The sequence below is a fragment of the Alcanivorax sp. VBW004 genome (assembly GCF_009718865.1).
GTDB lineage: Bacteria > Pseudomonadota > Gammaproteobacteria > Pseudomonadales > Alcanivoracaceae > Alcanivorax.
Genome location: NZ_WNHC01000001.1, coordinates 2,415,431 through 2,438,300, shown reverse-complemented (window position 1 = coordinate 2,438,300; position 22,870 = coordinate 2,415,431). Strand labels below are relative to the sequence as shown.

The following is a 22,870-nucleotide window of genomic DNA, read 5'->3' as shown; positions in this document are numbered from 1 at the left end:
TTCCGTTAGCCATGAAATAGCATAGGCAGGGACCTGGGAGGCGGCAACCGGAAGGAGATGAAAAGGGAATCCTGAAGCGTGGGAGGGACTAGTTGCAGACAGCAGGCCCCACCCCCGCTAAACGGCGCTCATTATCGCTTAGCCTTTTTCATAAAACGCCCCGCTCTTCTTCATGTACTCGCCGATACCTGTTCCATCAACGATCACGAAATCAACCGCTTGCCCATCCGGGGCGGTATCCACCACCACCGAGCCTGCTTCAGACATGGCACCCTCCAGGTCCAGGCCTTCAAAACCCACCACCAACGTCGGCGTCTCCGAGACCTCAGGATCATGCATCAGGCACAGGTAGGCCGCTTTCACACCAGGGTGGCCAGCCAACAGCTGCCGCAATGCGTCCATCATGGCTGTGGGGTACTGCGCTGGCTGCCCCAGCATCACCCGCGTTTCTTTCTCCACTACCCGGGTTGCGGCTTTCTGGTTCATGCCGGTATCCAGCAAGGCCTCGATTTCATGGGGAACGAATTCCTTACCGTGATCCGATTTCGGGTTGAGGAACAGCGTGGCTCCACGCGTCAGCTCAAACAGGCTACGGGCAGGCAGCGACAGGTAAGACGTCTCGTCATCAATGGCCCGCTGCAGCGCTTCCAGATGGGAAAAAAACGGGATCACGGGGGTCCCATCGGCCTTCTCCCAATTCACCAGCGATACATTAGCCCCGGCGGGGATGGTGTGGTGGCCATGCGCGTTCAGGTCGGGCTGGTCCGTATGACCGATCACGAATACATCCGCCTTCATCAGTGCCCGGTAAAAGGCCGGCCGTTGCGCCGGTTCCTGTGCAGCACGTTCCAGTGCCTGCACCAGTGGGATGTCTGTCATATCGTCTCTTTACCTTGCCGTTTTTTTGCTTCTTCGAATGAAATGCCGCCCCACCGGCCTGTCCGCTATTGTGGCGCGATCAGGATTCAAAATCGGCATTCTCTACATACCGGGACACTGGAATTTCTTTCTCACCACGGCGCGACATCCCATGGCAGCAAAGGAGCCCAGCCGATCACAGCCTTCCAGGGCAACGGCGAGCTTGGTGCACTCCACCGCCGTATCGGTGAGGGTATCCTGAGCGGGAGGTGATGGGGCCGTTGCCACTGATGAGCGCGCCGCGACATTGCGGTGTTGCGCTGCATGCTCCAGTGCCGCAAGCAATGTTTCACTCATACCAAGAAACAATAATAAATCACGATTTTCCGCGGTCAGCTCGGGATAGCGAAAGGACGGATGGCTATCGATGATACCCTGTAACTCGCCCATGCTCGCACCCGCCTTTTCCTGCTTCAAAAGCGCACCCACCGTCGCACTCTCATCAGGCCCAACCTCCAGTACGGCATAGTTACCCGGAAAAATATCACCGCAGGCACGGCACGCTCGCCGATACGCCTGGTATACTGCAACAGGGTCGGCAGCTTTTGCATGAATCCCAAGCACGCGTTTATCCACCTCTTTACGATTAGCGGATAAATCATAGATGGAGGAATAGGCGATGTAGCCTGACAGCGTGTTGGTTTTTATCGCCCGTTCATACGCCGCCGCTTCCTGCTTGTTCAACCTTTCCCTCAGTGCTTTTGCCTGCGACAGGAAAGCCGGGTCCGCCACTTCATTGATGTAATCCGCCAGCCCGCTTTGTGTTGGCGTTCGTTGAATGGCCTTCCAAAGAAGGGTTTTCGAGGCCGTGAGCTTGCCGGTTTTCACCAGGGCGTGGTTTGCAGGAATGATATGGGGCGCAAAAGTGATCGTCTGCGGCTCGCCATTGCGCTTCAGCCTGAATGTCACCGTATCGCCGAAACGGGCCGTCTGGATATCAGCGACCAGAGACACCATGTCTCCAGGCCTCTTGCCATTATAAGCCAGAACCCGGTCACCCGCCTGGAAACCCGCCAGGTATGCCGGAGAATTGTAGACCACACTTTTAATAGCAACCTGTGTTTCACCGGTATGGTCGAGGACGTCCTCAAACCCGATCCCCATGAACGGCCGCTCCCCACGAATCGCAAATGCCTTATCGTAGCGACCAATGGCCATGTCCGCTTCCAGCTCCGAATACACCGAGATCTGCACGCCCTTGTCATAGAGGCTCACGAATCGCAGACCGGTGGCAGGAACAAAGACCTTCACCGGGCCCTGCCATCCACCGTTTATCATTTCTCCCTCTAACACCGTGCCATTGGGCCTGGTGAGAGTCGCCGGGCCCGTGACGGTGTGATTGTCCGCGACGTAGTGACTCTCGTCCGTTTTCAGCACACTGCCATCTTGCAAAGTAAATTCCAGAGCCATCGCCTGTGGCGCACACCATACCCCCCACAAAGCCAAACCCATCGTTGCAGCCCGACGCAACCGACCCATATAGGTCCCCACAATGTATCCCCCTTTCAGACATCACCGCCCACATGCCTGCTGGCACGCCCTTCAATCGTAACGGCTTATGCCGCGCGCTCTTCAATGCCCCTGTGTATTCAGGTAGCGAACCCCCGTGAGCCGTTCGGACTCGTCCCATAACCGTTGCGCCAGGCCTTCGTTATCCGTGATTTTTCGGGCAAAGGCCGGTGCAGGGTAGCCCCGCAGCTCGAGAACTTTTCCATCCGGGCCGTAATAACCTCCGGAGACCACCTCATCACTGGTGGCCGCCATCACCCCCGGCAGGCAGCCCATCTCGGCTGGCTGGGCCATAACCTTGTTGAACAGACCGCCGCCGGGAATGGTGTCCTGCAGATGGGTCGCCGAATAGCCGGGATGGGCTGCCATAACCTGAATGTTTGAGCCGCGTTTGCGCAAACGGCGGTGCAGATCCTTGGCAAAAATCAGGTTGGCCAGCTTGCTCTGGCAATAGAAAGGCCAACGGGAATAACGCTTTTCCGCATTGAGATTCCCCCACATGATCTTTCCGCTACGGTGCGCCAGGCTGGAGATCTGGACGATGCGCGGGGCCGGCGCCGCTTCCAGCAGATCCAGCAAGGGGCCGGTAAGCGCGAAGTGCCCGAGATGATTGGTACCAAACTGTATTTCAAAGCCATCCTGGGTGCGCTGTAGCGGCGGCGCCATCAAGCCCGCGTTGTTGAGCAGAATATCCAGCTTGCTGATACGCTCTTTCAGCGCCACAACAAACGCCTTTACCGATGCCAGATCGGCCAGATCCAGCGGCATGACAATCAACCTGGCGTCCGAAGTCTGCTCTCTGACCTGCTCCACCGCCGCTTCCGCCTTGGCCGTGTTTCGGCATGCCAGGATCACCTCTGCGCCGTTGGCGGCAAACAGCTTCACCGCTTCCAGGCCAATACCACTGTTGGCACCGGTGACCAGTATGGTCTTGCCGGCAAGGTCAGGAATATGCGCTGGGCGCCAGCTGGATTTGGCCATGGATCCTCCTTGGATAATGGATAGTCGGCACTATTGTTCGCCGTAGCCATAACGGTAGCACGCTCCCGTTGAGCCAATTAGTCAGGCTGATCCCAGGCAACCGGGCGCAGCAAAGGCCTTTTCTTAAAATGTAATTTCGCATACAGGGATGGCACTTGCTAAAATAAGCGCCCTCCCCACTCCACCGGAGCTTCTTCCCATGGCGCGCGTCAAACTCGATTTGCCCGAGCAGTTTCTCTATACCCATACCATCAACGTGCGCATGACCGACCTGAATACCGGCAAACATGTGGGCAATGATCAGATGATTTCGCTGCTTTCCGAAGCTCGCTACCGATTCTTCTGCGATATCGATTACAGCCAGGAGCGCATTGTGGTGACCGACCTGGTAGCCAGCTATCGTGCGGAGAGCTTTGCGCAGGACGATTTGCAGTTTGAAGTGGGGCTGATGGATTTCAACAAGTACGGGGCAGACCTGATTTTTCGGGTAACCAAACAGCCCAGTGGGCAACTGGTGGTCTTGGCCAAGCAGGGCTTCGTGTTTTTTGATCACCAAAATCACGGCGTGATGCCCGTACCCGAGGACTTCAAGGCAAAGTTCCCCGGTATTGCCTAAGCACGTGACCAGCCCCGCGGGCGGTTACCCGTTTTCCGTAGCCGCCGGCAATTCCAGCAACTCGCTGAGAAAATCCTCCCAGACGGCATAAATCATGAAGCGCCCCATTCCTGCAAAGCTTCGGAATTTCACACCGGGGATCTCGGACGCCAAACCGCGGGCGCTGCCAATAGAGATAATGCGGTCATCTTCACCGTGCCAGTGAATCACAGGAATGGTGATGTCACCCAGATCCACTTTCCAGGGAAACTGCAGACGCAGGTATTCATCGATAAGGATCTTTGCCCCCTGAAAATGGCTCCGCCGCATACACTTGATCAACCGACTCAGTAAATCCGGATTGCCGAGAACGTCCTGATCGTGCTGACAGAGAGACTTGGCCAGTTTGGCAAAGTACTTTTCCGGTGCATGTTGCACGCCGCGTAACCCGAGCCTGCCCATCAACACAAACAGACGCGGGTCACGACGAAAAAGCTGCAAGAACATTTTGTGCAAGCGGTCCAGCTTATCCAGTTCGAAGTGCTCGATGGGAACCGTGCTGGCAAGAATACCCAGCCGCTCAAAAATTTCCGGATGCGTAGCTGCTGCGCACAGGGCATAGGGACCACCACCACAATACGCGGCCATCGGCGGGCGCTGAATTTTCAGGTGCTGACAGAGGGCCAGAATATCGTCAGCAAAATCCCGAAATTCAAAGTTCTTCTTGTAGGTAGAAATGCCATATCCGGGGCGTACGATCATGATCATGCGCAAACCTTTTTCCCGGTACCAGCCATCAAAAAACGTATGGTCGGGCACCGCAGCCCCCAGGTTATCCAGCGTCAGTACCGGGCGCCCATTAGGATCACCATACTCGTACCAGCTGAGTACCCGGCCGTCGGGTAACGTCAGTGTAAATTCACGCTCAGTTTGCACCTGCGGCAACCGGGCGGCTTGCACCAGGGCATGCCCCATGGCCTGGCTGACCAATTGCACCTGGCTGCTGGCGTTAAGTTTGCTCATGGTGGACTTGAGCTGAGTACGCGCCGTGTGCACGCTGATATTGAGTAGCTCGGCACTCAGATTCAGAATATCGAGTAAAATCCAGGGAAGTCCATAATTGTATTTAATATATTGTTTTTTAAAGGATTAAATGCGATCTCCAGTCCATGGAAATCCACTGTCATCCACCCCTATCCAGACAAAAGTGGTGGGCAAAGTGGTGGGCAAAAACGTGACTTTTTCCTCCCTGACACCTATATTGACCTGAAATGGTGGGCAGCTCTCAAGGGGCTGCCTGCAAACCATTGATGACAGAGAATTTTTCTCTTCAATCAACAAACAAAAAGTGGTGGGCAGCCTGTTTTTATAGGCTCAAACGCCACAAGGTCAAAATGAGCAAACTCACCGCCACTCAGATCAAGTCCCTGGCAAAGCAGGCCCCCAAGAAACACACCGATGGCGGCGGCCTCTATTTCTGTGTACGCAAGTCCGGCATGCCCTACTGGATGCTACGCTACAGCGCCCAGGGCAAGCGCCACGAAATCACCTTGGGTCAATACCCACAGATGTCCCTGGGTGACGCCCGGGAAGCCGCTGTGCTAACCAAGCAAGGCATTCGAACGGGCACCGACCCACTCCAGGAAAGGGCCAAAGTTGTCCAGCCCAACATCCGCACCGTCAAAGACCTCTTCCAGGACTGGCATGAAACCGATCTGTCCCGGCGCCTGAAACACCCCAACATCCCCAAGCGCATCTATCAGAAAGAAATTCACCCTGTGATCGGCCTCTACCCAATTGCCGACGTCACCCCAAGGGATATCCGGGCCGTCCTGCAGCGCGTCCAGCGCAGCAACCGCCCCACCATCGCCAATGACACCCTGATGTACATGAAGCAGCTGTTTCGTCATGGCATCAAACTGGACCTGTGCCAGAACAACCCGGCCAGCCCATTCACAGTCAGCGACGCCGGCGGCGTCGAAGCCAGCCGGGAGCGCACCCTGACGCTGGAAGAAATCGAACATGTCTTTGGGGTCTTCCGTGAACACATCAGCAGCTTTGGTCGAGACAACTATCGGGCCTGCTGCTTGTTCCTGGTGCTAGGCGTTAGAAAAAGCGAGCTATGCGAAGCCCGCTGGGAAGAATTCGATCTGGAAGCCGGAATCTGGGATCTCTCCAAAGAGCGCAGCAAGACTGGCGCAGCGATCACCATCCCTCTGCCAACCCAAGCCATTGAGTGGCTAAAAGTACAGCAAGGCCATGCCTGCGGCTCCCCCTATGTGTTCCCTGCCAGGCGCGCCAGCAAACGCCCCCACATGGGCCCTGACACCCTGAACCGCGCCATTTCCAAGCTATTTGGCCGAGAGGCTGGCCGGAAGATGCAGCCACCCAACAAAATGGGCGACCTGGAGCACTTCACCATCCACGACCTCCGACGCACCTTCCGCAGCCTCGCGGCTGCGGAAGGCGTGCCGAGTCATGTGGCGGAACGGTGTTTGAATCACAAGTTGAAGGGAGTTGAGGGGATTTATGATCGGTATGATTATTTCGAGGAGCGGAAAATAGCTCACCAGCGAGTAGCCAACGCCATAGAAGCCTTAACACACCTATGATGCACAGGTGTGTTTGCGGCTGTTTTTACTGCTTTGGATAAGGGATATAAGGCTAGCTACACCATAAGCTATACAAAAACCGTGGTTTCAGCTGGATGGACATGGACACTCTTGGACGAAAGTACGACCTTCATTGACACACCTCGTCATTAAGACCGGTTACAGATAACAATTAGTTCCGTACTTCAGATTAAAGACTTCAGTTCAAAATTCAGATCACGCAATGCTTTAGCGCTGATGCTTTTGCGTTGCTGCACCAGCTTCTTACCCACCATGAAAGCAATAGGCAGATTGACTGCATCAACAGCAATGACACACCCCTCGCATAGATAGAAAACTGCAAATTCCTTGTCAGTGATGTTGCCACGTAGTACGCGCTGGTCATGATTTTGCGACAACCCTACCATCTGCAGGCGAACGTCATACTGGTTCGACCAGAACCAGGGGGCGCTATCGTAGGGCTTCTCCTCGCCCATAAGAGTCGCCGCCGCCGTACGCGCTTGATCCACAGCGTTAGCCACAGATTCAAGGCGCTGCCTCTTGTCGAAGAATAGATTCCGGTGGCGGGTACAATCGCCGATTGCCAAGATGTCAGGATCATCGGTGCGAGTAAATTCATCGACGACAATGCCGTCATCACAGAGCAGGCCAGCATGCTCAGCCAAGACCGTTTCCGGTATTACACCAATTGAGACAAGCACGATATCCGCTGGCACCTTGCCCCCACCGGACAAGGTCACGCCAGAGACGTGCCCCTGACCATCTGATTCAAAACCGGTTACAGCCGTCTCCAAGCGTACATCAACGCCGGCCCTCGCATGTTTGGCGTAGAAAAATTCGGACATCTCTGGCCCCGTAACACGCTGCATCAGACGCTCAGCAGCTTCCAGGACGGTAACATTAACACCTTGCTTGGTCGCACTGGCTGCCACTTCAAGTCCGATATAACCGCCCCCCACGATGACTAGGCGTTTGCCGGGTGCTAGCTCACTACGCAGGGCATCCGTGTCCGCGATATCATGCAAATAATGAATGCCTTTCAAATCTGAGCCCGGCGCGTTAAGGCGGCGGACATGTGAGCCAGTGGCCAAGACCAGTCGGTCGTACTGTAAGGTGCTTTGATCTGACAAAATGAGGTTTTTGTCGTCTCTGTTAATCTGTTCTACGCGCACGCCGAGCCGTAATTGCTGTCCCGCATTCTCGTAAACCGAAGGCGGTTTAAGGTATAACGATGCCTGATCAACCTCCCCCGCAAGGTAATTCTTTGACAAGGGCGGCCGCTGGTAGGGAGGGTGTGGTTCTTCGCTAACCAAAATCACTTCATTTGGGTATTTTTTTTGCAGCAAGGCGGTCAGAAGTGTTCCCGCTGCGTGTCCACCACCAATGATGACGGTGGTCTCTTTCTTTTTTTTGGTCATAACTTGTCTCTTTCTATGCGCCTTGGAACCGAGTTATCCATAAGCCAAAAACTTAGTGAAGAACAAGAAACTGTAATATCCAGCGAGCTAGGCACATGATGCCTAACCGCCTGCCATCGCGGCGTCCTCAAGAATCATCGCAGCCCCTTTCTCACCGATCATGGTCACCGGCTGATTAGTATTCCCACCAACCAGCGTTGGCATGATGGAAGCATCAACCACCCGCAACGATTGCAAACCGTGCACGCGAAGTCGGGAATCCACCACAGCCATCGGATCTCTCCCCATCTTGCAGGTGCCGACCGGGTGATATGCCGATTCGCCGCTGCGACGCACCCACTCGGCGAGATCTACGTCCTCCTGTATGGACTGGCTTGGTGAAATCTCTACGTCCTGGTGCACATAAAATGCACGCTGCGACAAGATCTTACGAACAAGCTTTACCCCACGAACGAGCTGCTCGACATCGGCAGGCTCAGCCATATAGTTGGGATCAATCAACGGGGCCGCCAGCGGATCGGCACTGTTTAAACCAATACGGCCACGGGACAAAGGCCTGAGCCCATAGAGCATCACTATGTAGCCATAACCGCTCATTGCGGTTTTCATGTCTCGCCCGTGATCGGCGTACAGCATTGGCCCGAAGTGTAGTTGCAGATCAGGTATCGCCAGCTCTGGCCGGGAGCAGATGAACCCACCAGCTTCAGCCCCGTTGCTCGACAGCACACCTCGACGACCGCTCAGGTATTGCAGTAAGGCCCACGCGCCCTTCAGCCAGTAGCTCGGATGCATCGAGATACTCTGACGGCTGCGAGCCCTGACCCGGACAAAAACATCGATATGGTCCTGAAGATTGCGACCCACACCCGCCAGTGCATGACGTAGCTCAATGCCATGTCGAGCAAGTTCCTCGCGGGGACCGATGCCTGACAACATAAGCAGTTGCGGCGAGTTAAACGCACCACCGCAGAGGATAACCTCACGCCCTGCACGAGCTCGCACCAGACCCTTTGCGCTGCGATACTCGACACCAATAGCGCGAGTGCCATCAAACAACACCCGAGTAACATGTGCATCACTACGAACGTTCAGGTTCGAACGCCCCGTCGCTGGATCAAGATAAGCACGCGCATTACTAAAACGCGAGCCGTCCTTCTGGTAAGTATAGTAATAGCCCACCCCCTCCTGTTCGGGGCCGTTGAAATCCCGATTGCGTCGATGCCCCGCCTGTACTCCCGCCTCGACAAACGCCGCACTCAACGGGTTGGTATAACGTCGCTCCGCCACATTGAGAGGGCCATCCTTACCATGGAATACTGCCGTACCCGGCACCGTCTCAGGCTCGTAATGTTCTGACTTACGAAAATACGGCAGCACCTCGGCGTATGACCAACCGTGACACCCCTGCCGTGCCCACTCGTCGTAATCCCTGGCGTGACCACGGATATAGACCTGGGCGTTAATCCCGCTCGAACCGCCAAGCATCTTGCCCCGCGGCTGGAACAACGAACGACCGTACATGTGACGCTGTGGCTCGGTATAGAACTGCCAGTTGAAACGGCGACTGAACATCAACTGCAAAAATCCCAGCGGCGTGTTGACGAAAGGGTTGCGGCGACTCTCCGGCCCGGCTTCGAGTAGCAACACCGAATAGAGGCCACTCTCGGACAAACGATTGGCTACCGCGCACCCTGCCGAGCCAGCGCCCACAACGATATAGTCGAATTCTTCAGTCGCCAGCCCGGTCAAACTTTTCATTAATTTTTTGCCGTCAGTTTGACCATCAACTTCGAATAACCGCGCACGAAGTTGGACTGTACACGCTCCGGCTCGCCAACCACTTCGATATTTTCGAAGCGCTTGAGCAGTTCTTCCCACAAAATGCGCAATTGCAGTTCGGCCAGGCGGTTACCCATACAACGATGAATACCGTAGCCAAAAGAAATATGGTTCCGTGCGTCCTTGCGATCAATAATGAGTTGATCGGGGTTGTCAAACTTGCGTTCGTCTCGATTACCTGAGGCATACCACATTAACACCCGGTCCCCTTTCTTGATGGTCTGGCCACGAAGTTCTACGTCCTGTGTCGCGACCCTGCGCATGTTGGCCAGTGGAGTTTGCCAACGAATGATTTCCGAAACCATGTTCGGAATCAGGTCCGGATTAGCCTTCAGCTTGGTGAACTCCTCGGGGAATTGATTCAAGGCCAAGACACCACCGCTCATGGAATTCCTTGTGGTGTCATTGCCGCCAACGATGAGCAGAGCCAGATTCCCGATAAACTCCATCGGCCGATTGATCAGGTCTTTTGTGTCGTCGTTGCTCTGCAACATATTGATCAAGTCAAAACCGGGTTCTTCGCCGGCTGCACGACGTGCCTCCTTGTCTCGCCACAGCCTTGAGAACGCCCTCGCCATGTCTGCCGCATCGTCAAACATGACATCTGGGTCGGTAAATTCGCCACCCGTGGCAGATGCCGCACCGGACAAGCGATCAGACCATTCAACGAGTTTATGGCGGTCTTCATAAGGGAAATCCAGCAGTGTAGCCAGCATGCGGCCAGTCAGCTCTTTGGATACTGCAGGCACCCAGTTGAAGGGTTTATCCAGCGGCAGGCTGTCTAGCACTTCGGCTGCTCGGGACCGGATTAAACCTTCCATTTCCTTAAGGTTTTTTGGCGCTACCACACCCTGCACCGCCCGACGTTGCACATCATGCTTGGGCGGATCCATGGCGATAAACATTTCCACCGATAGTCCGTCCGGTGGATCACCCAGAATAATTTGCGGTTCAGAGGAGAACAGTTCGTGACTCTTGTCCACGAACAAAATATCTTCATAGCGAGTTATCGACCAGAAAGGCCCGAATGGACTCTTCTTCTGGTAGTGTACCGGAGCTTCATCTCGCAGCCGCTTAAAATAGGCCCGCCACTGATCTTGTCGATACAAAAAAGGGTTGCTGGTGTCGATATCTTCGAGTGCCAAGGTGTTGACATCAGGCAAGGAGGTTTCGACGAATTCCATTTGTGTGGATCGAGAACCCACTGTCTTTCTCTTCGCCTTCATCAGCATTTTCATCGTTTTAATCTGAAAATGCATCGGCACCACTTTGGACGAGGCGTTGAATACTTTTGTCTGAAACGCATTGCTTGATCTTGTTTTTGTTGACATAGCATTCTCCCTGTTTACATCTGGAATTCAGGCAAATGCACGGTCATACCGTCCATCGCCTCAGTAATTTCTACCTGACACCCCAGGCGCGAGGTTCTCGCCCGCTCCGGGGTCATGGACAACATCTGTTCTTCTGCGTCACCAACCCTTCCGGTCTTGCCGAACCACTCATCGGGAACAATCATGTGACAGGTACCACAGGCGCATTCGCCGCCGCAGTCACCGTCAATACCTGGAACGGCGTTATCAACGGCGATTTGCATTAGCGTAGAACCCACCCCGAACTCCGTAACATGCTCGGTGTCGTCATGTTCAATAAAGATAATTTTTCCCACAGCGTGTCTCCTAGCATTTATATCTACCTTGAAGATTGGCTATGTGTCGGAACACCGACGAGGACATTTCTTGACAGACCGGGGACATTTAAAGACAGTTACCGCATTCCGAGGAATCGCTGATGGCAATAACGACGCTCAAACAGGGTTTGAAAAACGTGGATGCGGATATCCCGTCGAACTACTCACGCCTTATCGCCCGAGAACTTGGCTTGAGTGTACGAGAACTCCCTAGCCTCTTGCGCAACACGGGTGTAGATGTCGAACAATTACTCAAAGATGAAAGCTTGCTCACTGCAACCCAGCAGATTCAGATCTTGCGTAATGCTTTAGATTTATCCGGCAAACCAGAGTTCGGGTTACGGCTGGGCAGGCGTCTCACCCCCGCAACCCATGGGGTGATGGGATTTGTTGCTAACAGCAGCCCCGACCTTTATACCGCGCTGCAAGCCGTTCACACTTTCCTGCCTACCCGGGCGAGCTTTATTCAAGTGGACTTGCAGCGGGCTGAGGACTACCTGGAATGCGTTGTAAACTTCCAAGTACCGATGGAAAATGATGTGGAGCGCTGCCTGGAAGATACTGTGATCAAGGCTTTTTTCGAAATCGGCGAGTTCATCGTAGGCCGCCCTCTATATGAATCTGAAGTCCACTTCCCTCATCCAGCTCCCGTCTACCAGGGCATGTACCGTGAGTATTTACCAGGCAAGGTTTACTTTAACTCCGATCACTTCAAGCTAAAATTGGCAATGGGGTTGTGTCGAAAACCGAACGCATCGGCCAATCATGAAAGCTATCATCTAGCCTTTCAGCAGTGCGAATCCATGCTTGCGCGTCTTCAGAGTCCTGAACCGGACTATCGGACTCGGTTACAGAAAATGATGCTGTCCCGGCCACCCGGAACACTTAGTGAAGAAGAGGCGGCTGCCTCTCTCTTTATAAGCAAGCGCACCCTGGCACGGAAACTCAAAAATGAGAACAGCAGTTTCAGGAAGATTCGCGAGGAGGTACTATCGAAGCAAGCAGTAAGCTATTTGTGCAATAGCCAGCTGTCCGTCGAAGCCACCGCCACACTGTTGAATTATCACGACACGGCGAGCTTCAGACGGGCATTTAAACGCTGGTTTGGTCAGACACCCGATCAATACAGGCAGCATGCAGGTTAGTGTTTATAAACAGACTGCACTCACAATCAGCAGCGAGTACGGCCATCAGTTCTCACTGAATAGCAACGTCTACCGCTTGAGCACACCATCCTTAATTACCGTCCACACAAAATCTCCGACATCCTTCACCGTATATCGCCCCCCCTCATTGAACCACGTTGCTACCCAGTTCAACGCGCCCAGCCCGATAAGACGCAAAAGATCACGATCCACATCAGCACGAATCAGGCCCTGAGAGGACAAAGATTGCAACATGGCAGACCAAAGAAGCTCGTATTTGTCTCGTAGATCAATCATTTCCTGGCGGGACTCACCATGCAAGGAGCGCCATTCAAAAAGGAGGACATAGACCATATCCGACCCACCAACCAGCAACTCAAGGTGAGCATTGATCCCCTGACGCAACTGCTCAAGCGGCTCACTTTCCCCCCGAATGGCCTCAGACAAGGCCGTAGACGCTTGCTCAAGCGCAAGGCGCATCAAGTCGACCAGAATGCTTTCCTTGGAGGGGTAACGGTAATGCAAGCTGCCAGGCAGCATGCCACAAGCCTCGGCGATTTCTTTAACGGTGGTTTTATCGAACCCCTTTTGACGAAATAGACGAGCTGCAGCACCGAGCACAAACACTCGATCCGCCTCCGCCACCGGCGTTACCTGATTTTTCTTTCTTCCCACAAGGCACTCCCATGCTGTAAGCCTTTGATTCTAGCATTCCTTTTAAAGTCGGCCCAGCCTTCCTGGCCGATGGCACTATTCGATCTATACAGATAAAAACACGCTGTCTACCTTATAATCTTGAATTTGGTTGGTCATACAAATAAAGTCCAATGAATGCACTTTACTTGGGAGCGATCCAATGGCTCTGGCAAACCGCAAGATTGGTTACGACGAGGTTGTAACCCGTGACATTCACTTTCCCATGAACATCGAAAACGTGGCTCGCCACTGGTTTCGCAACGACCCGTGGTCCACTCACTGGATGAATGCCATTCTCGCCGCCGTCCCCGACGGTGAACGCTGGGTGATGAATTCTGCAAGACGGCAGCTTGGCAAGCTTGACGATCCAGAAGTGCTGAACGCAGCTAAAGAATTCATTCGCCAGGAGCGCATTCATGCTCGTGAGCACGATGAAATGAACGCCATCGGCGTGCAACACGGGGTTCCCATCGACAAGGTTGAAGGCGTGTTCAAGCTGATCCGTAAGCAACTCCAACACCGCCTCAGTGACGATATGCAGAGCTCCATCGCAGCGGCGTTTGAACATTTCACGGCCATTATTTCCTCGGTACTGCTTGAGCACCCGGAGCTGTTTGACGAAACCCACCCGGATTTGCGTGCCATGCTCTACTGGCACTTTGTCGAAGAAACCGAGCACAAGAGCGTCAGTTATGACGTCTTCGTCGATGCCAGTGGTGGTGGCTACCGCAGTTACCGACTGCGTATCAGTGGCATGCTACTGGCCATTGCCCTGGGCTTCCCCATTATGATCGGCAACCAGACCTATCTGCTCTACAAGGATCGTCAAATTCTGAATTTGTGGTCCGCCGCCAAAATGACCAAAGTCCTGTTCTGGCGTCCCGGCATTCTTTCCAAGGTACTCGCTGGCGTGCCCCCCTATTTCTCCCCCACTTTCCACCCGTGGGATGACGATAACCGTGATGTAATCCGGATCTGGAAACGCGCCTACGAAAGAACTGGCGACCCTCATAAGGCCTATCAAGCGCTCAGAGACCACCGAGCCAACAATGTACACGGTACATTCGAAACGCCACAACCTGAACCCGCATGGGGGCAGGCATGAAAAAGAAACCCTTGCACCCGTCAACTCAGGCGGCAGCTGTCATCACCGGGGCGGGTAGCGGCATCGGTCGTAGCTTTGCTTACGAAGTTGCCCGTCGAGGCGGTTCGGTACTGTGTGTCGATATCAATGAAGAGCGCGCCGAACAGGTGGCGATCAGCCTGCGAGCACTCGGTACTCACGCGGTAGCCCTGGGGTGTGATGTCGGCGATGAAAAACAGATGGCATACCTGGCGGAAAATGCCGAGCCTTTGCTCGGCAGGCCGGTAACCCTGGTAATCAACAACGCCGGCGTCGGCCTCGGTGGCCCAATCGGCGAGGTGTCACTTGAAGATTGGCACTGGTGCATGAACGTCAATCTATGGGGGGTTATTCACGGCTGCCATTATTTTGCCCCTCAGCTTCGCGATCTGGGCTATGGAGGCATCATCAATGTGGCCTCTGCTGCCGCATTCGGGTCCGCCCCGGAAATGGCCGCCTACAACGTCACCAAGGCGGGGGTGCTGGCCCTGTCCGAAACGCTGTCTTCTGAACTGACCGGTACCGGCGTAAAAATCACGGCCCTGTGCCCAACCGTGGTCCCGACCAATATCGTCGAGAATGGGCGCCTGCCTGAACGTCGCCGTGACTTTGCCCGTTCAGCGATGACCCGCTATGCCCTCACCAACGCCGACCAGGTGGCCCGACAGACCCTCAGTGCCCTTGATCGAGGTGAGCTTTACATGCTGCCACAAATTGACGGCCGGCTTGCCTGGCGGTTGAAACGCCTGACGCCACGACTATACGCCCGCGCGATTGGCGAAGCTTACAGAATGCTGGCTGATTAAACCGCATTAGTGGAAACGAAACACGCAAGGAATTCAATATGGCCTCCATTCCTACAACAATTTTGAAGCTACTTTTTCGCGCCGGCATGAAGCGTGATATACGCGACCCGGACAAACTGGTAAGACATCTTCGCAGGGTGATGAACGCGCCTTTGGCCCCCTCTCTGCTGCCACGCGGAGTGCGACTCAAGCGAGGCAAGGTTGCAGGAATAGCTGGCCACTGGCTAGGCACCGCAGACCCACAAATCACCATACTCTACCTGCATGGTGGCGCCTTCATCGGCGGGCGGCTTGATACCTATCACCACTTTTGTGGCCGTTTGGCTCACGCCCTGAATGCGCGGGTCTTTCTTCCGGATTACCGACTAGCCCCTGAGCACCCCTTCCCGGCAGCAACGGATGACGCCTTTAATGTGTATCGTGAACTGATCGCAGACCCTCGCCCTGTGGTCATTGCGGGAGACTCTGCGGGAGGCAACCTGACGTTAGTCACATTGCTGCGTGCCCGTGATCAGCTGCTGAAAATGCCGGCTTGCGCCCTCGCCATTTCGCCGGCATCGGATGCGCGAGGCACCCTGATGTCCAGACAGGCGAATAGCGACAGCGATACCATGCTTTCCCATGGCATGATTGAGGTGGCAACGGATATCTATCTGGCCGGCGCGGACCCCGCTCACCCGTATGCCTCACCAATCACCGCGGATTTCACCGGCTTGCCCCCTCTACTTTTCACTGTCAGTAGCGAAGAGTGTCTGCGCGACGATACCCATGCAGCAGCACAATGCGCGCGAGATGCGGGGGTGCCCGTGCAGGTTCTGGAGCGCGATGATATGCCGCACGTGTGGCCCGTATTCACCTTTTTGCTACCAGAGGCAAAGCAGGACTTCCCTACCATCGTCCGAATTCTGGGAAAGTATCTGACCAGCAATAACGTCGGCAAAGCCCCATCCCAAACGGTCAATGCTAGCGATAGCGCCATAGTTGAGGTTGCATCATGAATATGGCTGCTGTTGCAATCCATAACCCTCGTCCCAGCGTTACTCCTGATCATGAAGTCATTATCATCGGCGCGGGAATTTCTGGAATTGGTGCGGCAATCCAGCTGCGTGCCGATGGCATCAAAGATATCTTGATCCTTGAGCGAAGCAAGGATGTGGGAGGAACCTGGCGCGACAACCGTTATCCGGGAATCGCTGTCGACATTACCTCGTTTACCTATTCATTTTCCTTCGAACAAAACGCAAATTGGTCTCGCGTTTTTGCGCCGGGAAACGAGCTTTACCAGTATACAAGACAGGTAACAAGCAAGTATGGCATCTACCCACTGATTCGCTTTGGTGTCGAAGTCGCTAGCGCCCGTTTTGATCTCGACAGCCATGTCTGGTTGATCGATCTTACGGATGGCAGGCGACTTAGTGCACGCCATATTGTCTCGGCCTGTGGCGGTTTGATATCACCCAAGATGCCAGATATTGAAGGGCTTGATACGTTCCAGGGCAATGTCATTCACACTGCACGCTGGCCAGATGACCTTGATCTTAGTGACAAGCGAGTAGCGGTAATAGGCACTGGCGCCACTGCAGTGCAACTGATTCCGAAAATTGCCCGCCAGGCTCGTCAACTTGACGTCTACCAGCGCACCCCCATCTGGGTGCTGAAGAAGCCGGATCAGACTCTGCCTGGCTGGCTCAAGGTATTGTTCCGAACCGTACCGGGCTTGCAACGCAGCCTTCGCGGCGCTACCGACACCGTCAGCGAAACCCTGATGGTGCTTTCCGCAATATATTACCGGCAGGCCCCTTGGCTGGTTCGCATGTGTGAAAAGGCGGGCATAAACAACCTGCGCGAACAGCTGCCCAACCGCCAGGACCTGTGGCAAGCACTGACACCGAAATACGGCTTCGGGTGCAAAAGGCCAACGTTTTCCAACGACTATTTCCGAACCTTTGCCCGAAACAACGTTGAGCTTGTCACGACCCCGATCAAGCGTATTACGTCCCGCGGCATCACCACCCAGGACGGCCGCTCACGGCGTATCGATACCTTGATCCTCGCCACCGGTTACAAAACCTTCGAGAAAGGAAATATTCCCTCGTTCGACGTCATCGGCAGCAACAACATCAATTTGGGCGATTTCTGGCATGACTACCGTTACCAGGCCTATGAAGGGTTGACCATTCCGGGCTACCCGAACTTTTACATCATGCTCGGTCCCTATGCCCTTATCGGCACCTCTTACTTCAAGATGGTCGAAGGGAATGCCATCCACCTCTCTCGCTGTATTCGCGAAGCCAACCGACGTGGAGCCAGCCAAGTGGAAATACGTCAGTCCGTCCATGACGCGTATTTCCGCAATATCCAGAAACGCCAGCAAAACACCGTGTTCCTTAACCACAACTGCGCGCTGTCGAACAGTTATTACTTCGACCATCATGGTGACGCGCCAATGCTGCGGCCCTCTACCTCTCTGGAAATGCTGTGGCGAGCCAAGCATTTACCGATGGATCACTACCGATTCAGTGTACTGGCCGGGCACACTCCCAGCAGACACGACGGCGGGAGACAAGCCTGTGAGCCACATCCCCAGCTGCCAGAGAAGGGCATTCCGGCAAAACAAACAGATAACAATTCTCAGTGACTGTGCCAGAGAAAGTGTGGAGCCTGCTTGTACATGTCACGCCAGCAGAGCTCTCCAGATCCAGTTGACCGTGCGCTTTAGCGCTGCCCAGGAGGCGTTATACCACTCGATAACCCATGCCTGGTCAGCAACAGAACACGGCATCTCGTCATAGACGACGGCTGGGCGTCACGCATTAATGTGTGACATTACCGGAGCGCCAGAGCACAACGTCATTACAGTCATGGACACAGACAGCTAAGCCTGAGACCAATATTGGTTGTTTAACCAAACAAACAGAAAATCAGAACAACTCACCATCTATAACCAGAACAGCCCCCTTTAGGAGCCTGAAATGTCTGCAAAAAAAACAAAACGGTTACCTCTCCTTTTCTTCACGTGCACTACAGCATTGCTCTCACCCGGCTTGGCCATTGGCGGTGCTGGCGACGGAGCGAGCACTTATGGGCTAGGCCCGATGAATGCCGGCACTGCCTTGGCATTCAGTCCTTTTGCATCCAACAGCTGGTCGGTGTACTACAACCCGGCCGCCATGGCCCGCTCCCCGGAGGGCGAACTGGGAGTCATTGTGCAGTATGGCGACCAGGAATTACGTGCTAAATCACTGGGAGGAACAGACCCTTTGGAGCGAGAGAATGATATCCTCTCTGACACCAGTTCCGAACTATTATTAATCGGCTTCAAAAGCCGCGTCGCCGGCATTTCCAGCATCGACAAGCCCATTTACTTTGGCCTGAACGTGGGTGTAGACCAATACACATCCAACCTATTGCCCTATCAGGCCAATACCAGCCAGAAAGGGCAGTTTCTACGCTATGAATCTCAGCCACTTTATCTCGCCTTTGGTGGCGCTATCAGCAACGTCCTGAGGGGCGTTGACGTCGGCGCATCAGCACGTCTTACCCTCCAGGCCAAAGCCAACCTGGAAGCAGTTTCAGACCTTGGCGGCAACACAGACTCTGAAAAACTTTCCCTGGAAGCCTCTCCATCCCTATCACCGGCACTAGGTATCAATATCCGCTCTGGAGAAATGTTTTGCGGTACAAGCGAGTGCATGCCTTTTGGAATGGATAAGATGGAGCTGGCTCTTTTCTGGCGGGGGGAAAGTAGCTATGAGGTATCCGTGGATGCCAATGTGGTTGTGCCGGGAGTTATCCCTGAACCAGGCCTGAGCCTAGCGCTTAGTACAATTGATACCTATCAACCTGAAGTTCTCGGCGCAGCCATTTTGCTTCCCGTTGGCAAATTCGAATTGACGGCAGGCATTGAGCAGCACAATTGGTCTGCGCTTGAAAGCGAGTTTGCCGACGATACTATTCGCGATCAGGCTAATCTAGCGTTTGACGACATCACCATTCCCCGAATTGGCGTTAGCTATCAGTGGTCGGAGTCCATGAAACTCTTTGCCGGCGCAGCCCTGGAGGACTCACCTTTAAAATCCAGCCGATCCCAGGACGTTAACTATCTTGACACCGATAAAAAGGTTTTCGGTCTGGGTGCCAGCTACCGTCTGTCCAGCGCGCCAATAATAGATATGCCATTAGAACTCTCCTTCGCTTACCAGTATCAAATGCTGGATGAAGCTGATTTCGAATTGACCTCCATCAACTCTTCCACCGATCCAGCCCCTTATGAAACGGTAAGGGCTGATGGTGAAATAAACGTATTTTCTTCCTCCCTGTCGCTAAAGTTTTAACAACAGGCATGCGATTAATACCAGGAGAAGAGCAATGAATAATAACCCCATCACAATCCACCAGTTTCTGATTAGTCTGGCGGTCGCCATAGCAGCCCTTCTGACCGGGTGCGGTGGCGATCAGGGCGATGTAAGCAATCCCTGGAGCACACCAGAGACATTAATTTTTTCTTACCCTTATCCTGGCCAGACCGAGGTTCCAGCTACCGCGCCAGTAATCCTGCGATTTTCCTCTGCACTTGAGCAAGAGGTTATTGATGACATTGACTCACGCCTACAGCTGGTCAGTGATACTGATGGGAATACCGTCATGGTTGACTATCAGGTGGTAGACAATGGCAGAGGCCTGGCCCTGTATCCTCAATCGCGGCTGGCTCCGGCGGAAGCGTACCATCTGGTTGTCAACGATGATGGCCTTGGAGCCATTGATGATAACTCCGTGGCCCGCGTTCGGTTTCGGACTGCAGGCAGTCAAGCCGGCGCATCGCAAACCATGGGAAGCGGCTCTTTCACCCTGCTTTCAGCCACTCCTCTAGACCAACCGTCATTGCTAGAGCCGATTGATGATGCCAGCCATCCCAACGACATGAGCACCTTCAGGATGTCGTTTAACCAAACGGTTGATCCGACCAGCACAGCATATGGCGAAACCGGATCGGTTCAACTTCGTGACAACCTCGGCAAGTTGGTTCCCGCATCGCTATTTTTGCAGGGTCGTTACCTGACACTGGATCCTGACCAGGATCTGAAACCTGTGGAACACACACTAACGATTGCTGGGCTGCGGGCCCAGACTACCGGTGAACAGTTGCCGGAGTACAATCGGACTTTTGTTCCGGAAGCCACTCTTCCCCGTGCTACATCCGTTCTAAAAGTTGGCAGTCTTGGAGCTGAGCAACCTGGACTAGTGTCAACTTTAACCGGCAACCCGATCAATCAGGTGCCAGTACAATCCTTTGTGCTGGGAGATGAATCATTTACCGGGTTGAGCGGGGATCTAGCTGCAGATCTGGCTTTTGCTCCCAACTTTCCTAATGCCGTTCCACTGCGAGTACCCGCTGGTTCCGTACTCCGAGGCACCCCCGTGGACGTCAATATACTGGGCGAAATACCGTCCGGGCTGGAAACCGGTGAAGTCACCATCACGATACTCAGCGACGCTAATGGGTATCTGATCCCTAATCCATTCAGTGATTCCCCATCGGTTCCCCGCTATGCCCTGCTTAATATGGACGCAGCAATGACTGCAGCAGGTCAAGAGCCCAATGCGGCTCTCAGCCAGAACCTGCTTAATGTGCAGGTAGCGGGTTTAGCCGTTGTAAAGGATGGTGTACTAGTACTGGATGCGGTCAGTGTGGTTGAACCTGATGTACTGGGCCTGGAGAAGGCATCCGGTCTGCTCTCATTCCGCATGGAGGCCTATCAAAACCAGCGCCAAGCGCCTGCCCCAAGCCAAGACACTCGACCCTTGCAGCTTCAGTCTTGGGCACCGGGAGAAACGTTCCAACCCAATGCAAGGCCTGGTGACCCCGTTATCCTGAACTTCAACAAACCATTAGACCCAGCTTCGGTGTTCCTTGACGGTGCCGTACAGGTTTCTGTTGATGATGTAGTAAAGACGTACCCAATACGTCACGATGGAGCCACGATCATCATCGGAGGAGATATCCTTCAACACGGAAAAGACGTCGAGCTCACCCTCACCAGCCTGCTCCGAGATACGCAGGGAAACCCGCTCAACCAGGACCAGACACTCAACATCCGCCTACCGGACTTCGTGCTTCCCAATGGCAGCACCAATGAGCTACGTGCACCACTTGTCGCTGCTGTTTTTCCCGGTTACCCCTGTGCGTTAACCGATGTCGATCTTACCGGCGAAAGAGAGACTTGGCGCAATGGCCGATGTGTAGGAGGTAAAAATAGCGACCCGCTCTATCCTGTACCGAATATGTTCAAGGATTTTAGTATTCGAGTCATCTTTAGCCGCAGTATCGACGGCGACACGGTTAATGATCAGACTTTTGTTGTTGAACACTTCGATACCGTTAATAACGTATGGCAACCCGTCAATGGTCGCCATAAAGTACTTTCACAGCGAATCGAATTTTTACCGAACAGTCCCTGGCGGGTTGGTGACCTTTACCGTTATACCCTGCACTCCGAGGAAGGAGCGCCGAACTGTGGAGTCAACGCCATATGTTCAAATGATGGAGCCCCTCTGCAAACACGGCAAATTTCTCAGTCCAGCTCCACAGCGCCTGGCCTTAGACAAGGAGGTCCGGACCTGACCAATCACTTTGTGGTAACAGGAGAAGAGGACAGGATTACCCGCGTATCATTACGGTCACTACCTGTAGCGGATGTCAACGCGAACCTCAGTCTCGATGACAATGAGCAAGGTGCGGTACCCGATGGTAACGGCGGTGCCATTGCCGATGCCAACTACCTACAGCTTAGGCTAAAAAACAAATCGGGAGTAATAACCCATGCCAACATTGGCTGTGGTATAGGCGACGATTGCCCGGAAAAGAAATTTGCCTTTGTCGGGTCAGGCGCCTTGCAAGCCGGGGTAAGCCAGTATGAGCCGGATGTCACCATCAACCGACGCCTCATCGACAGCGACCCAATGACATCAAATGAAGTCACCGGCGCCGTCATTGCCAAAGTCTTCCCTACCGTTCTCTCAACGACCAGTGTCTTTCTGGAAGCTCGCGCACTGGGATTAATCACAATACCGCTGGACACCGGTCCTCTGGTACTTCGATTGGGATACGAAAACAATCAACCCATTACGGGCTATATCACCGAAACCCCGGATGGCCCCTGGTTCAGTACTACGTTTGATCTCATGGTGGATGCACCAGAGTTAGAACCACGGCTAATTATAGAACTCGGGCATGACATCCGCAGCAAAGTAATTACCGGAGTCACCCTCGAAGGCCCCCTGCGCTTTGTCGATGATGGTCGTCTGATTCTCAAAGTCCGTAACCCCGACCCTCTCATCATACCGGCCAACATTGATCTCTTGGGAATCGGCTTGGCGGGTGTTGAGCTGGAAGTCCCCCCCCTCGGCGTAGATCTGACCTTTACCTTTTTGCCGGTAAAAGATTTTTAATATATTCCCCTTGTGCTAACGCACTTTCATGCCCCCTTTATGGGGGCTTTTTTCTGTCCTCACCGTATGCCACACCGCTGAATGATCATCAA

The 22,870-nt window shown here is 54.0% G+C and carries 18 protein-coding genes; 9 read left to right on the top strand and 9 right to left on the bottom strand.

Going from position 1 to position 22,870, the window contains the following annotated elements; translation table 11 throughout:
• Window positions 1–138: 138 nt before the first annotated feature.
• The 3 genes from F1529_RS11070 to F1529_RS11060 all read right to left on the bottom strand — a co-directional run bounded on the left by F1529_RS11070 (window position 139) and on the right by F1529_RS11060 (window position 3,408).
• Window positions 139–879, bottom strand: a complete 741-nt coding sequence (locus F1529_RS11070) for an enhanced serine sensitivity protein SseB C-terminal domain-containing protein (RefSeq protein ID WP_155134690.1) — start codon at window positions 877–879, stop codon at window positions 139–141.
• Between the two features lie 102 nt (window positions 880–981).
• Window positions 982–2,409, bottom strand: coding sequence for a PDZ domain-containing protein (locus F1529_RS11065; RefSeq protein WP_155134686.1), 1,428 nt, complete (start codon window positions 2,407–2,409; stop codon window positions 982–984).
• Between the two features lie 81 nt (window positions 2,410–2,490).
• Window positions 2,491–3,408 (bottom strand): oxidoreductase, encoded by a 918-nt coding sequence (locus F1529_RS11060; RefSeq protein WP_155134684.1) that lies wholly within the window; start codon window positions 3,406–3,408, stop codon window positions 2,491–2,493.
• Window positions 3,409–3,607: 199 nt separating this feature from the next.
• Here F1529_RS11060 and F1529_RS11055 point away from each other — a divergent pair, with 199 nt between their 5' ends.
• On the top strand, window positions 3,608–4,024 hold the full coding sequence (locus F1529_RS11055) for a thioesterase family protein (RefSeq protein ID WP_007148830.1): 417 nt from the start codon (window positions 3,608–3,610) through the stop codon (window positions 4,022–4,024).
• 24 nt (window positions 4,025–4,048) lie between these two features.
• Here F1529_RS11055 and F1529_RS11050 read toward each other — a convergent pair whose 3' ends face one another.
• Complete coding sequence (locus F1529_RS11050) at window positions 4,049–5,026, bottom strand: alpha/beta fold hydrolase (RefSeq protein ID WP_230457774.1); 978 nt, start codon at window positions 5,024–5,026, stop codon at window positions 4,049–4,051.
• A 371-nt stretch (window positions 5,027–5,397) separates the two neighbouring features.
• On the opposite strand from F1529_RS11050, the gene F1529_RS11045 reads away from it, so the two are divergent.
• Complete coding sequence (locus tag F1529_RS11045; protein WP_155134681.1) at window positions 5,398–6,615, top strand: site-specific integrase; 1,218 nt, start codon at window positions 5,398–5,400, stop codon at window positions 6,613–6,615.
• Window positions 6,616–6,800: 185 nt separating this feature from the next.
• Here the strand turns inward: F1529_RS11045 and F1529_RS11040 are convergent, their stop codons facing one another.
• The 4 genes from F1529_RS11040 to F1529_RS11025 form a co-directional block, all read right to left on the bottom strand.
• Window positions 6,801–8,033: an NAD(P)/FAD-dependent oxidoreductase gene (locus F1529_RS11040; RefSeq protein ID WP_007149013.1), complete on the bottom strand. Its 1,233-nt coding sequence runs from the start codon at window positions 8,031–8,033 to the stop codon at window positions 6,801–6,803.
• Window positions 8,034–8,135: 102 nt separating this feature from the next.
• Window positions 8,136–9,791 (bottom strand): GMC family oxidoreductase, encoded by a 1,656-nt coding sequence (locus tag F1529_RS11035; protein ID WP_007149730.1) that lies wholly within the window; start codon window positions 9,789–9,791, stop codon window positions 8,136–8,138.
• Entirely contained in the window at window positions 9,791–11,203 is a 1,413-nt protein-coding gene (locus tag F1529_RS11030) for a cytochrome P450 (RefSeq protein WP_039926512.1), read from the bottom strand. Before F1529_RS11030 ends, F1529_RS11035 begins: the two co-directional genes overlap by 1 nt.
• A 14-nt stretch (window positions 11,204–11,217) precedes the next feature.
• A complete protein-coding gene (locus F1529_RS11025) occupies window positions 11,218–11,538 on the bottom strand; it encodes a 2Fe-2S iron-sulfur cluster-binding protein (RefSeq protein WP_007151505.1) in 321 nt (106 codons plus the stop codon).
• 122 nt (window positions 11,539–11,660) lie between these two features.
• Here F1529_RS11025 and F1529_RS11020 point away from each other — a divergent pair, with 122 nt between their 5' ends.
• A complete protein-coding gene (locus F1529_RS11020) occupies window positions 11,661–12,704 on the top strand; it encodes an AraC family transcriptional regulator (RefSeq protein WP_007150482.1) in 1,044 nt (347 codons plus the stop codon).
• Window positions 12,705–12,773: 69 nt separating this feature from the next.
• Here F1529_RS11020 and F1529_RS11015 read toward each other — a convergent pair whose 3' ends face one another.
• Window positions 12,774–13,379, bottom strand: coding sequence for a TetR/AcrR family transcriptional regulator (locus F1529_RS11015; RefSeq protein ID WP_007151233.1), 606 nt, complete (start codon window positions 13,377–13,379; stop codon window positions 12,774–12,776).
• Between the two features lie 181 nt (window positions 13,380–13,560).
• On the opposite strand from F1529_RS11015, the gene F1529_RS11010 reads away from it, so the two are divergent.
• The 6 genes from F1529_RS11010 (at window position 13,561) to F1529_RS10985 (ending at window position 22,778) form a co-directional block, all read left to right on the top strand.
• Window positions 13,561–14,505 carry a metal-dependent hydrolase gene (locus F1529_RS11010; protein WP_008930237.1) on the top strand — a complete coding sequence of 315 codons (945 nt, stop codon included), beginning with the start codon at window positions 13,561–13,563 and terminating at the stop codon, window positions 14,503–14,505.
• The gene (locus F1529_RS11005) at window positions 14,502–15,329 is read left to right on the top strand and encodes an SDR family oxidoreductase (RefSeq protein ID WP_008930238.1); all 828 of its coding nucleotides are present in this window, start codon (window positions 14,502–14,504) and stop codon (window positions 15,327–15,329) included. The genes F1529_RS11010 and F1529_RS11005 overlap by 4 nt, the downstream gene beginning before the upstream one ends.
• A gap of 86 nt (window positions 15,330–15,415) precedes the next feature.
• Window positions 15,416–16,327: an alpha/beta hydrolase gene (locus tag F1529_RS11000; RefSeq protein WP_230457773.1), complete on the top strand. Its 912-nt coding sequence runs from the start codon at window positions 15,416–15,418 to the stop codon at window positions 16,325–16,327.
• Complete coding sequence (locus F1529_RS10995; protein ID WP_007149384.1) at window positions 16,324–17,967, top strand: NAD(P)/FAD-dependent oxidoreductase; 1,644 nt, start codon at window positions 16,324–16,326, stop codon at window positions 17,965–17,967. The genes F1529_RS11000 and F1529_RS10995 overlap by 4 nt, the downstream gene beginning before the upstream one ends.
• A 334-nt stretch (window positions 17,968–18,301) precedes the next feature.
• Window positions 18,302–19,663 (top strand): OmpP1/FadL family transporter, encoded by a 1,362-nt coding sequence (locus tag F1529_RS10990; RefSeq protein WP_063509526.1) that lies wholly within the window; start codon window positions 18,302–18,304, stop codon window positions 19,661–19,663.
• A 34-nt stretch (window positions 19,664–19,697) separates the two neighbouring features.
• On the top strand, window positions 19,698–22,778 hold the full coding sequence (locus tag F1529_RS10985) for an Ig-like domain-containing protein (RefSeq protein ID WP_008930242.1): 3,081 nt from the start codon (window positions 19,698–19,700) through the stop codon (window positions 22,776–22,778).
• The last annotated feature ends 92 nt before the right edge of the window (window positions 22,779–22,870 follow it).

What these genes read in the sequence shown, in the direction of transcription:
- F1529_RS11030 (WP_039926512.1), bottom strand. Translation starts at nt 11,203, where the DNA reads ATGTCAACAAAAACAAGATCAAGCAATGCGTTTCAGACAAAAGTATTC.
- F1529_RS11060 (WP_155134684.1), bottom strand. Translation starts at nt 3,408, where the DNA reads ATGGCCAAATCCAGCTGGCGCCCAGCGCATATTCCTGACCTTGCCGGC.
- F1529_RS11040 (WP_007149013.1), bottom strand. Translation starts at nt 8,033, where the DNA reads ATGACCAAAAAAAAGAAAGAGACCACCGTCATCATTGGTGGTGGACAC.
- F1529_RS11045 (WP_155134681.1), top strand. Translation starts at nt 5,398, where the DNA reads ATGAGCAAACTCACCGCCACTCAGATCAAGTCCCTGGCAAAGCAGGCC.
- F1529_RS10995 (WP_007149384.1), top strand. Translation starts at nt 16,324, where the DNA reads ATGAATATGGCTGCTGTTGCAATCCATAACCCTCGTCCCAGCGTTACT.
- F1529_RS11000 (WP_230457773.1), top strand. Translation starts at nt 15,416, where the DNA reads ATGAAGCGTGATATACGCGACCCGGACAAACTGGTAAGACATCTTCGC.
- F1529_RS11020 (WP_007150482.1), top strand. Translation starts at nt 11,661, where the DNA reads ATGGCAATAACGACGCTCAAACAGGGTTTGAAAAACGTGGATGCGGAT.
- F1529_RS11005 (WP_008930238.1), top strand. Translation starts at nt 14,502, where the DNA reads ATGAAAAAGAAACCCTTGCACCCGTCAACTCAGGCGGCAGCTGTCATC.
- F1529_RS11035 (WP_007149730.1), bottom strand. Translation starts at nt 9,791, where the DNA reads ATGAAAAGTTTGACCGGGCTGGCGACTGAAGAATTCGACTATATCGTT.
- F1529_RS10985 (WP_008930242.1), top strand. Translation starts at nt 19,698, where the DNA reads ATGAATAATAACCCCATCACAATCCACCAGTTTCTGATTAGTCTGGCG.
- F1529_RS10990 (WP_063509526.1), top strand. Translation starts at nt 18,302, where the DNA reads ATGTCTGCAAAAAAAACAAAACGGTTACCTCTCCTTTTCTTCACGTGC.
- F1529_RS11010 (WP_008930237.1), top strand. Translation starts at nt 13,561, where the DNA reads ATGGCTCTGGCAAACCGCAAGATTGGTTACGACGAGGTTGTAACCCGT.
- F1529_RS11070 (WP_155134690.1), bottom strand. Translation starts at nt 879, where the DNA reads ATGACAGACATCCCACTGGTGCAGGCACTGGAACGTGCTGCACAGGAA.
- F1529_RS11055 (WP_007148830.1), top strand. Translation starts at nt 3,608, where the DNA reads ATGGCGCGCGTCAAACTCGATTTGCCCGAGCAGTTTCTCTATACCCAT.
- F1529_RS11050 (WP_230457774.1), bottom strand. Translation starts at nt 5,026, where the DNA reads ATGAGCAAACTTAACGCCAGCAGCCAGGTGCAATTGGTCAGCCAGGCC.